Genomic DNA, 2,369 nt, shown 5'->3' with positions numbered 1-2,369 from the left:
CCGCGCCGCCCCCGCCCGCCCCCAAGCGCGGCGGCTTCCTCCTGCCCGACGCCGGCACCAATCCCGAACACATCGCCTACGCGCTCAAGACCACCGGCGCCGCGATGTTCTGCTACCTGCTGTACACGCTGCTCGACTGGCCCGGCATTCACACCTGCGTCATCACCTGCTACATCGTGTCGCTGGGCAGCGCCGGCGAAACCGTGCAGAAGCTGCGCCTGCGCCTGGCCGGCTGCGTGATCGGCGCGCTGGCGGGCACGGCCGCCATCGTGTTCATCGTGCCGCACATGGACTCCATCGCCTCGCTGCTGGCGCTGGTGTCCATCGCCGCCGCGCTGTCGGCCTGGATCGCAGTGGGGCCGCCGGCCATCGCCTACGCGGGCTTCCAGATCGCCTTCGCCTTCTTCCTGTGCGTCATCCAGGGCGCGGGCCCGGGCTTCGACCTGACCATCGCCCGCGACCGGACCATCGGCATCCTGCTGGGCAACGTGGTGGTCTACCTGATATTCACGCGCGTCTGGCCGGTCAGCATCGCCGCCAGCGCCGACCGCGCCGTGACGGCCCTGCGCGCGCAATGGCGAGCGGTCGCGGCCGGCAGCGCGGCGCGCCATGCCCTGGCCGCCGAGGCGCTGGCCGCCGGCCGCGACGCGCAGCGTCAGCTGTCGCTGACCGCCTATGAACCCGCGTGGCTGCGGCCGCCGCAAGCCTGGCAGGATGCCCGCCGCGATACGCTGGCCGCGCTGTCCGCCACGGCCGCGCCGCTGGTCCTGGCCGCCGGCCGCGCTCCGGACGATGCCGCGCTGCTGGCGCGCATCGACGGCGCGGGCCTGGCCAGCCCGCCATCGCCCCCCATGCCGGCCGCGCAGGGCGACGCGGCGCTGCCGGCCTTGCTCCAGCTGATGGACGCCCGGGCCGCGCGCGCCGTCGCCGGCCCGTCCACCGAACCCACCCAGGAAGCCCCGGCCCATGCCCCTGCCTAAGATGCCGAGCCTGTCCGTCCGCCCATCCTGGCCGATCCTGCTGCCGCGCCTGTCCTGGCCGGCCCTGCTGTTGAGCCTGGCCGGCTGCGCCACCTCGTCGCTGGACCTGGCCCCGCCGCGAGCCGACCGGCCCTGGACGCCGCCCGTCGACGCCAGCGGCGCCATCGTCTCCGGCCCGGCCCAGCCCGACAGCCCCGACGCGCGCTACGTGCTGCCGGCCAACGCCACCGCCGGCGCGATGCCGCAAGACAGCGCCATCGATCCCGGCCACGAATACTCGCTGGCCGAACTCATCGACCTGGCGCAATCGTCCAACCCGCGCACCCGCATCGCCTGGAACGCGGCGCGCAACGCCGCGCTGGCCACCGGCATGGTCAAGAGCATCTACCTGCCGCAGCTGGCCGCCACCGCCATGACGGGTTGGCGCCACAGCAGCGGCTCCAGCAACATCGGCCTGGGCGACTCGTCCAGCAACAGCAGCACGCACGGCACCGTGGGCGTGCTCTCGCTGCAATGGCTGCTGTTCGACTTCGGCGGCCGGCAGGCGCGCGTGCAGGCCGCCGAACAGGCCACCATCGCCGGCAACGTCGCCCTGACCGCCGTGCACCAGCAGCTGGTCCAGGAGGTCAGCGTCGCCTATCACGGCTATATCGCGGCGCGCGCGCGCACCGTCAACGCGCGCCAGGGCCTGGTCAACGCCGGCACCCTGCTGGATGCCGCCAACGCGCGCTACCGGCAGGGCCAGGGCACCGTGGTCGAGGTGGCGCAGGCGACCCAGAACCGCGAACAGGCCCGGCTGGCCACCGTCACCGCCGACGGCGCCGAACAGGATGCCTACCTGGCGCTGATCACCGCCATGGGCATCTCGCCGCTGGCGCAGCCGCGCATCGCCGCGCTGCCCGATCACGCGCTGTCGCCCGCGCTGGCGCAGCCGGTCGAACAGATCATCACCGACGCGCTGGCGCGCCGGCCCGACGTACTGGCCGCCTATGCGGCCGAGCAGGCCGAACAGGCCAAGGCGCGCGCGGCGGACTCGGACTTCCTGCCCAAGGTCTTCCTGTCCGCGTCGACCTCGCACACCTCGGGGCGGTCGTCCATCACCGCCGTGCCCGCCATCGGCCAGCAGGCCGGCACCGTCAACCTGGACGGCAGCCGTTCCGGCTCCAGCGTCTTCCTGGGCGTGACGCTGCCGCTGTACGACGGCGGCCTGCGCGCGGCGGCGCGGATGCAGGCGCACAACGACGCCGCCAGCGCCGGCGAACGCCTGACCCGCGCCAGGCAGGACGCCACGCGCCAGATCGTCGCCGCCCGCAATGCGCTGCGCTCGGGCATCGCCGCGAACGAGGCCGCCGTCGCGCTGCTGAAAGCCGCGCGCGTCACCTACGATGC

Annotated in this window: 2 protein-coding genes; both read left to right on the top strand. The window is 74.1% G+C overall.

The genetic code is table 11. The features are described 5' to 3' along the window. On the top strand, positions 1-980 hold a 980-nt coding region (locus tag KDH83_RS30385; protein ID WP_212322683.1), incomplete at its 5' end, for an FUSC family protein. Further along, the coding region (locus KDH83_RS30380) for a TolC family protein (RefSeq protein ID WP_249205464.1) at positions 967-2,369 on the top strand (1,403 nt) is incomplete at its 3' end. The genes KDH83_RS30385 and KDH83_RS30380, both read left to right, overlap by 14 nt.

The organism is Achromobacter sp. Marseille-Q0513 (genome assembly GCF_018195695.1).
GTDB lineage: Bacteria > Pseudomonadota > Gammaproteobacteria > Burkholderiales > Burkholderiaceae_B > Achromobacter.
Note: the sequence above shows the minus strand (reverse complement) of the source record. Positions and strands in the feature narration are given on the sequence as shown.